Origin of the sequence: Bradyrhizobium guangdongense, from assembly GCF_006483445.1 — a bacterium.
GTDB classification, from domain to species: Bacteria; Pseudomonadota; Alphaproteobacteria; order Rhizobiales; family Xanthobacteraceae; genus Bradyrhizobium; species Bradyrhizobium guangdongense_A.
This window is the reverse complement of record NZ_PPPT01000161.1, coordinates 1-8,608: the sequence shown is the minus strand read 5'-3', so window position 1 is coordinate 8,608 and position 8,608 is coordinate 1. Positions and strand designations below refer to the sequence as shown.

Here is an 8,608-nt window from a genome sequence, read left to right as displayed (position 1 = left end):
ACCACCAACAACAAGCAGGAGCCCTATGTCTACGGCTCGCTCGGCGGAGAGGACGTCATGCTGGTGCCGGCGCGGGAAGCCGCCGGGGAGGCGGGCAAGCCACTCGACGATTCGACGCTGGAGCTGGCGTTCTGGGAGTCGATCAAAAACGAGAAAAATCCGCTGCTGTTCCAGGCCTATCTCAACCGCTATCCCAAGGGCGCCTTTGCCGACATCGCCAGGATCAACCTGCAACAGCAACGGACCGCAGCTCTGCAGTCGGCAACCGTCGAGCAGCCGAATGATCGGATCGTGCTCACGGATGGTGCCTCGCTGCGTGAAATCCGGGAACGCCTCTACGAGCTCAACTTCGACCCCGGCGCGTTCGACGGACCGCTGGACGCCGCGGCGCACGAGGCGATCCGCGAATTCGAGCAGGCCAACAGGCTGGCCGCAACGGGTGAGGCGACGCGCGGATTGCTCCGCCGTCTCCGCGACCTGAGCGCGCTGAAGCCGTGGGGCTCGATCGTTTACTCGAAGGCCAGCGGCAAATGGGGAATGTCGTGGGCGCAGGAGACGCGCAAGGCTGCCGTCGCGAGCGCCCGGACGTCCTGCGGCAACGAGGCCCAGTGCCCGGTTGAGATGAGTTTTTTCGGCACGCAGTGCGGCGCCTTTGCCTATTCCGAGAGCGGCTGGGCGATGGCTGCCCGCGCTGACATTCAGAAATCGAAGGACGATGCGATGTCCGATTGCCGCCGCAAGGGCAGGGGATGTCGCATCATCGCCGCCGTCTGCGCGGACGGCGCACAACGCCTGCAAGCGGCCAATTGATTGAGCTGTGATGAAGAAGATGCCAACGAAAACGAGAGTGCTGCTGTGGAGGCGAAGCGGAGCATTGCTCGGTACGGCCGCACTTGTGGTCTTGCTCGCAACGCCCGAGGGGGCGTTGGCCCAGGCCGGCCAGACCGGAGGCGTCATCGGCAAGCAGGAAAAGTCGATCTCCAGTGAGGAGAATGCGCCGCGGGGCGGAACAGCACCCGCGCGCAGGCCGTCCGGCGCCGTGCGACGAACCGAGCCGTCGTCGCAGGCCCCGACCTCCGGTTGCAGCGGAATCATCGGCCAATGGCGCTGGCTCGTCGGCCGCAGGGTTGTCTTCAGTTCGGGCGGGACTACTCAGTCCAGCAACGGCGACAGCGGCACTTGGAGCTGCGCCAAGGGGATCGTGGTTGCCACCTGGAAGAGCGGCTATATCGACACCATCACGATATCCGGTGATGGCCAGCACCTGTCCATCACCAACAGCGTCGGCTTGCGCTTTTCCGCCCGGAGATGACCGGGAGCAGCTGGCCGGCGCAACTGTCCGATCGAAAGGTCAGACGATAGCGAGTTCCGCCTGCGAACCACGCCTCGGCCGCTTCGCCTTGAACTGGTGGAGCAGGGGGCCTGCGGTGAGCGCCGCGGTATCCGCCACACCCGGATCGCGCGAGATCATCGCGGCGACGATGGCGCCGTCGATCAACAGGCCGAGCTGATGTGCGAGCACGGCGGGCTCGGTCGAGCCGAGCTCGCCGGCGAGCTTTTCGATGTGGCCGAGCACGATCTTCTTGTGCTTCAGCGCGATGTTGCGGAACTGTTTTGCGTCCTTGTCGTGCTCGCCGACGGCGTTGATGAAGGGGCAGCCGTAAAAGCGATCCTCGGCGAACCAGGTTTTCAGTGCCGGAAAAATCCGCGCGAGTTTTGTCTGCGCGTCGCCGCCGCCGTCTTCCATCGCGCCGATGAACCATTCGCGCCACTGCCTGCCTTCGCTTTCCAGCACGGCATTGACGAGGTTGGTCTTGGAGCCGAACAGTTTGTAGAGCGTGGTCTTCGCGGTGCCGGCCTGCTCGATGATCGCATCGATGCCGGTCGCGTTGATGCCGTTCTTGCAGAACAACTGAGTGGCGGCGCTCAGCAGGCGTCCGCGCGCGGATTCATCTTCGCTTGCGCCTGCGTGCAGTGAGCCGCTGGATTTCTTCGACGACGTCTTTGTCATGGGTTGCAACTTAATCGCAGCCGCGCCGCATCATCAAGCCGCATCTGTTCCTCGCCGAAAAGATTTGCAAGCAGTGACGCATTTGCTTTCGCCTTGAGCAGAGCGGGGCTGATCAATCCGCAGGCAGCGCTCCCTAAGCGGCTCCACCATCTCACGTTTTGATTTTCGGCCGCTCTGGCACGCTCCATGCAAGGAAACAGACCGTTCGGTATCCTACCTACTTTTCGCTCCTAGGGAGAAACCTGATGACTGCGGTCGTTCAAAAAACAGTGCTGACGGGGTGCCTCGCACCCATCGACAAGAACGGGCTCGAGCAACTGATCGCCAACGGCAAGGCCAATCCGAAGGTCGTCAAGACCTTGAAGTGCAAGACGGTCGCCGAAGGCAAGTTCCGCCACGCCAACTACATCCGCAATTTGCCGCCCTATATCGTCGACGAGCCGCCGGGGCTCTTGGGCGACGACACCGCGCCCAATCCGTCGGAAGCCTCGCTCGCAGCACTGGGTTCCTGCCTCGCGGTCGGTCTGCACGCCAACGCCGTGCATCGCGGCTGGATCGTCAACAAGCTCGAGCTCGAGCTCGAGGGCGACCTCAACATCACCGCGGTCTGGGGTACCGGCGACACCTCCGACAAGCCGGTCGGCTTCACCGATGTGCGCGTCAAGGTCGACATGGAATGCGAGGGCATCTCCGAGGAGGAGGTTAGCGCGCTCGTCACCCATGTGAAGAAGTGGTCGCCGGTCGCCAACACCTTCACCCGTCCCGTCAATCTCGAGGTCGGCATTTAGCTTAGCACTGCGACAACAAGGGTGCGGGAGACGATCATGGGTTCACTGGCTTTATCGCGGGTCGAAGCTTCCGATCAGCCCGCACCTTCGCTTGTCGACGAAGTCGGAAGGATAGCGCGCACGGCGCTGGCGCCGTTGGCGCAGGCGATCGACGACGGCTCCGTCTATCCCGGCGAGGTGCTGCGCCAGCTCGGCAAGGTCGGGGCCTGGGCCAGTCACGTCCCGCAGGAGGGGCCGGCCGATCTGCGCTGCGCGATCCAGTCGATGGCGGCGATCGGGGAAGTCTGCGGTGCCAGCGCCTTCATGGCGTGGTGCCAGAATACGCTGGTCTGGTACGCCGCCAATTCGACGAATGTGCAGCTCGCCAAACGCTTTGGCGATGCGTTTTCGACCGGGCGGCTGCTCGGCGGCACCGGGCTCTCAAATCCCATGAAGAGCTTTTTCGGCATCGAAAAACTGAAGCTGAAGGGGCGTAAGGTGGACGGCGGTTACGTCGTGCGCGGCGCGCTGCCCTGGGTCTCCAATCTCGGCCCCGACCATTACTTCGGCACGATCTTCGAGCGCGAGGACGATCAGGGCACGGTGATGTTCCTCGCCGACTGCTCGGATCCGGCAATCACGCTCACGCCCTGCAAGCCGTTCCTCGCCATGGACGGCACCGGCACCTATGGCGTGCAGTTCCGCGACGCCTTCATTCCGGACGATCTTATTCTCGCCGATCCCGCCGCGCCTTTCGTGAAGAAAATCCGCGCCGGCTTCATCCTGCTGCAGGCCGGCATGGCGCTCGGCTTGATCCGCGACTGCATCAACATCATGGACGAGGTGCAGAGCCCGCTCGGCCACGTCAACCGCTATTTGCCGCAGCAGCCGGTGCATTTTCGCGATCTCGCCGCCGAGCTCGAAGCGGAGACCATGGCGCTGGCGCGCGATCCCTACAATGCAGACGAGACCTATTGGCGCAAGGTGATCGCGCTCCGGCTTCGCGCCGGCGATGCCAGCGTCGCCGCCGCACACGCCGCGATGCTGCATTGTGGCGCGCGCGGGTATCTCAAAAGCCACCGCGCGCAGCGACGGCTGCGCGAGGCCTATTTCGTCGCGATCGTCACGCCTGCCACCAAGCAGTTGCGCAAGATGCTCGCCGACGCCTGATCTCACGAGTCCACCCAGAAGACCACCCACCTCAACGGAGAGGCTGCCAATGACGGACGTTCTGATCTCTGCCAGCGAACTTGCTGATCTCTTGAAGAAAGAGCCCTGTGTCGTCATCGACACCCGCAACCCCGACGCCTACGGCGCCGGGCATCTGCCGAACGCCGTGAACGTGCACGAGATTTTCACGTTCCTTGCGACCTCGACGCCCGAGGGCATGACTGAGCTGAAGACAAAATTCGCCGACGCTTTCGGCGCGGCTGGTTTGTCGGGCAAGGAAACCGCCGTCGTCTACGAGCAGTCGATGAATTCCGGCTTCGGCCAGTCCTGCCGCGGCTACTACCTGCTCACCATGCTCGGCTATCCCAAGGTGAAGGTGCTGCATGGCGGCTTTGATGCCTGGGCCGCGGCCGGGCTTCCCGTGACCAAGGAGGCGCCGACGCCCGCGAAGGCTTCGTTCGCGATCGTGCCTGAAGCGAGCGACATCCTGATCGACGCAAAAACCATGCTCGGCGCGGTCGGCAAGCCCGGCATCGCCATCCTCGACGTGCGCGACGTCGATGAGTGGATCGGCGACAGCTCCTCGCCCTATGGCAAAGACTTCTGCCCGCGCAAGGGCCGCATCCCCGGCGCGGTCTGGCTCGAATGGTACCGCATGATGAAGCCGACTGCCGAAGGCCCGCGCTTCAAGTCCAAGGACGAAATCCTGGCGGAATGCGCCACCGTCGGCATCACGCCATCGACGCCCGTCTATCTCTACTGCTTCAAGGGTGCGCGTGCCTCGAACACCTTCCTCGCGCTGAAGAACGCCGGGGTGAAGGACGTGCGGATGTATTTCGGCTCCTGGAACGAATGGTCGCGCGATCCGTCGCTGCCGATCGAGCAGGGCCTGCCGCTCGCGCCTGAAGTCACCACCAAGGCGGCCTAGCGTTGCCGCGTGCCGGGGCCCGATCCAACCCTGAGGGATCGGGCCCCGCGCACTAAGCGTTCAGGCTGGCGCGCGAGCGCGGCGTCAGCCCGAGCGTCTTGATCCGCGACGCCAGCGTGGTCGGCTTGATATCCAGCATTTCCGCGGCACCGCCGGGGCCGAACACCTTTCCTGCGCAGGCATCGAGCGCTGCGAGGATGTTGGTGCGTTCGTGGTCGCGCATCTCCGCGGCCGTCATCACGGCGGGGCGCGCATCGACCTTCTGCCGCGCGGCGCCCTGTGTGAGCTGAACGCCGGAGGCGTCAGGCAGATCGATCCGCAGCCGGCCGTTCTGTGCCAGGATCGCGGCGCGCTCGATCACGTTCTGCAATTCGCGGACATTGCCGGGCCAGTCGTAGCGCATCAGCCGCCGTGCATCGCCCTCCGACAGCCGCAGGTTCGACTTCAACGCCTTGCTCTCGCTGGTGAGAAAGTGCTGCGCGAGCAGGGGAATGTCCTCGCGCCGCTCGCGCAAGGGGACCGACTCGATCGGGAAGACGTTGAGGCGGAAATAGAGGTCCTCGCGAAAACGTCCGCGCAACACCTCCTGCTTGAGGTCGCGATTGGTCGCGGCGATCAGGCGGACATCGACGGTGCGCGTGCGCTCCTGTCCAACCCGCTCGAAATTGCCCTCTTGCAGCACCCGCAAGAGCTTGCCCTGCAATTCCAGCGGGATCTCGCCGACCTCGTCGAGGAACAGCGTGCCGCCATCGGCGAGCTCGAAGCGGCCGATGCGGTCGCGCATCGCGCCGGTGAAGGCGCCGCGGACATGGCCGAAGAATTCGCTCTCGAACAATTCGCGCGGGATCGCGGCGCAGTTGACGCGGATCAGCGGCCGGTCGCTGCGGCCGGAGGCCTCGTGGATCGCGCGTGCGATCAGCTCCTTGCCGGTGCCGGACTCGCCGGTGATCATCACGGCTGCGGTCGCAGGCGCGACCAGCTTGACCTGCCGCAGCGTCTTCTGGATCGCCTCGCTCTGGCCGATGATGCCGCGCGGATTGGTCTCGATCCGGATTTCTTCCTGCAAGTATGCGTTTTCGAGCTCCAGCCGCTCGCGCAGGCGATCGACTTCGGCGAGCGCGGCGTGCAGCTTCTCGTCGGCCTCGCGCCGCTGGCTGACGTCGCGAAACACGACGACGGCGCCCACGACCACGCCGCCCTCGCGGATCGGCGTCGAGGTGTACTCCACCCAGGCCGGCGAGCCGTCCTTGCGCCAAAACACTTCGCCATCGACCTGGTGCACGGCGCCGTCGCGGAAGGCTGCGTAGATCGGGCAGTCGTGATCGTGATAGTGGCGGCCGTCGTGATGGGTGTGATGCACGATCGGGTGGATTTCCTTGCCGACCAGCTCCTCCGCGGTCCAGCCCAGCATGCGTTCGGCGGCGGGGTTGACGAAGGTGGTCTTTCCTTCCGCGTTCACGCCATAGATGCCTTCGCCGGCCGCGCGCAGGATCAACTGGTTCTCGCGCTCGATGTCCTGGAAGACGCGCTCGACCCGTTGCCAGGTCGCGATCCCGCCACGCATGTGGTCCTCGGCCGCGGCATCGACATTGCGCCGGCGCCGCGCCTCCAGATCAGTCAGGGTCAGCAGCACAAGCGTGCGGCCCTCATGGCTGACGACACAGCCGGCATATTCGAGCCGCAGGTCCTGTCCGGTCGCATGGCGCGGGGTCAGCGCAATGGTCCAGTAGGCGCCCTTGTGCAGCACGGCCTGGGTGAACACGGTCAGCTCAGGCACTTGCCCGGCATGGAGCGTCGTGACCCTGGTCTGGCGCAGCAGCGCGCGGTCGTAGCCGAGCAGGGTGCAGGCGGCCGGATTGGCATCGACGATCTGGTCGGCATAGGGATCGATCAGCAGCGTCGGCTCTACCGAGAACTCGAAGGCGGCAGCGCGTAAATCAACCCCATGCACCGTAGCCGGGGTATCCAGTGCTGGGTCCATTTCGACTCCGAAATCTCGTAATTGGACTACGAATTTTCGTGTACCACGAAATTTCGTAGTGGCCAAGGCAATCGGAAACTCCTGCGGCATCAATGCACTGGCTGATGGCGAAGGGCTGGCATGCTCCTTGCGTGAATCTCCCCTGCAAGGAAGCGCAACGACGCGCAGGAGGTCCGATGTCGACGTTCGACAATCCGTTTGATCCGAACCGAAATCTTCAATCCGGCTGCATTTGTGGCCAACATCGCTCAGAAGCGGAGCACGAGCATGCAACCCTGGCGCTGCGTTGCGAGCCCGCGCCGAGCGAGGAGAGCCGCTACGAAGGCGTTGTGGCCTCGGCCGTCATGCGCGCGATGTTTCCCAGGGATGCCGCACGGCGCGCGTTCCTGAAGTCGGTCGGTGCCTCCACCGCACTTGCCGCGCTGTCGCAGTTCTTCCCGCTCAAGACGGCAACCGAAGTGTTCGCCCAAGCCGGCACGCCCGAGAAGAAGGACTTGAAGGTCGGCTTCATCCCGATCACCTGCGCGACGCCGATCATCATGGCGTCGCCGCTTGGCTTCTATGCCAAGCACGGCCTCAACGTCGAAGTGGTCAAGACTGCCGGCTGGGCCGTGATCCGCGACAAGACCATCAACAAGGAATACGACGCCGCGCACATGCTGGCGCCGATGCCGATCGCGATCTCGCTCGGGCTTGGCGCCAATGCGATCCCCTTCACCGTCCCCGCGATCGAGAACATCAACGGCCAGGGCATCGTGCTGGCGATGAAGCACAAGGACAAGCGCGACCCGAAGGACTGGAAGGGCCTGAAGTTCGCGATCCCCTTCGACTACTCCATGCACAACTATCTCTTGCGCTACTACCTCGCGGAAAACGGCATCGATCCCGACGCGGACGTGCAGCTCCGCTCGGTGCCGCCGCCGGAAATGGTCGCAAACCTGCGCGCCGACAACATCGACGGCTTCCTCGCGCCCGACAACATCTGCCAGCGCGCGATCTATGACGGTGTCGGCTTCATGCACATGCTGTCCAAGGAGATCTGGGACGGCCATCCCTGCTGCAGCTTTGCCGCCAGCCGCGAGTTCATCACGACGGCGCCGAACAGCTTTGCCGCGCTCACCCGCGCCATCGTCGATGCCACCGCCTATGCGTCGAAGGCCGAGAACCGCAAGCAGATCGCGGAAGCCATTGCGCCGGCAAATTACATCAACGCGCCCGTCACCGTGCTGGAGCAGGTCTTGACCGGCACTTACGCCGACGGCCTCGGCGGCGTGAAGACCGATGCAAAACGCGTCGATTTCGATCCGTTCCCCTGGCAGTCCTTTGCGGTCTGGATGCTGACGCAGATGAAGCGCTGGGGCCAGATCAAGGGCGACGTCGACTACAAGGCGGTGGCCGAGCAGGTGTATCTGGCAACCGACACCAAGAAGCTGATGGCCGAGATGGGGCTTTCGCCGCCGGCCAGCGCCTACAAGTCGTTCAGCGTCATGGGCAAGACGTTCGATCCGGAGAAGCCGGACGATTACGTCGCGAGCTTCAAGATCAGGAAGCAGTCGTGATGATGCGCGCTCTTTCTTCACCTCGCCCCGCTTGCGGGGAGAGCATAGGCCGCCTTTGGCGGCCGTTCTTAAGAGACGCCGAAGCGAAGCTTCGGCTACGCGCGAAGCGATCGGGTGAGGGGGACTCTCCGCGAGTCCAACTCTCACCGTCCCCGGGGAAAGTCCCCCTCACCCCAACCCTCTCCCCGCAAG

The 8,608-nt window shown here is 64.2% G+C and carries 8 protein-coding genes; 6 read left to right on the top strand and 2 right to left on the bottom strand.

What is annotated here, in order from left to right; all coding sequences use genetic code 11:
• A partial coding sequence (locus C2U70_RS22820) for a DUF4189 domain-containing protein (RefSeq protein ID WP_140980669.1) occupies positions 1–810 on the top strand: 810 nt, incomplete at its 5' end.
• A gap of 10 nt (positions 811–820) precedes the next feature.
• Positions 821–1,312 carry a hypothetical protein gene (locus C2U70_RS22815; RefSeq protein ID WP_140980668.1) on the top strand — a complete coding sequence of 164 codons (492 nt, stop codon included), beginning with the start codon at positions 821–823 and terminating at the stop codon, positions 1,310–1,312.
• A gap of 39 nt (positions 1,313–1,351) precedes the next feature.
• Here the strand turns inward: C2U70_RS22815 and C2U70_RS22810 are convergent, their stop codons facing one another.
• Complete coding sequence (locus tag C2U70_RS22810) at positions 1,352–2,011, bottom strand: TetR/AcrR family transcriptional regulator (protein ID WP_140980667.1); 660 nt, start codon at positions 2,009–2,011, stop codon at positions 1,352–1,354.
• Between the two features lie 245 nt (positions 2,012–2,256).
• On the opposite strand from C2U70_RS22810, the gene C2U70_RS22805 reads away from it, so the two are divergent.
• From C2U70_RS22805 to C2U70_RS22795, 3 genes are read left to right on the top strand one after another with little or no spacing between them, the layout of a single operon-like run.
• Positions 2,257–2,799, top strand: coding sequence for an OsmC family protein (locus C2U70_RS22805; RefSeq protein WP_140980666.1), 543 nt, complete (start codon positions 2,257–2,259; stop codon positions 2,797–2,799).
• A 36-nt stretch (positions 2,800–2,835) separates the two neighbouring features.
• Positions 2,836–3,948: an acyl-CoA dehydrogenase family protein gene (locus C2U70_RS22800; RefSeq protein WP_186294416.1), complete on the top strand. Its 1,113-nt coding sequence runs from the start codon at positions 2,836–2,838 to the stop codon at positions 3,946–3,948.
• A gap of 49 nt (positions 3,949–3,997) precedes the next feature.
• The gene (locus C2U70_RS22795; protein WP_140980664.1) at positions 3,998–4,876 is read left to right on the top strand and encodes a sulfurtransferase; all 879 of its coding nucleotides are present in this window, start codon (positions 3,998–4,000) and stop codon (positions 4,874–4,876) included.
• 52 nt (positions 4,877–4,928) lie between these two features.
• On the opposite strand, the gene C2U70_RS22790 is transcribed toward C2U70_RS22795, so the two are convergent.
• Entirely contained in the window at positions 4,929–6,857 is a 1,929-nt protein-coding gene (locus tag C2U70_RS22790) for a sigma 54-interacting transcriptional regulator (RefSeq protein ID WP_140980663.1), read from the bottom strand.
• Positions 6,858–7,033: 176 nt separating this feature from the next.
• On the opposite strand from C2U70_RS22790, the gene C2U70_RS22785 reads away from it, so the two are divergent.
• Positions 7,034–8,416, top strand: a complete 1,383-nt coding sequence (locus C2U70_RS22785; protein WP_140980662.1) for a CmpA/NrtA family ABC transporter substrate-binding protein — start codon at positions 7,034–7,036, stop codon at positions 8,414–8,416.
• Positions 8,417–8,608 lie beyond the last annotated feature (192 nt).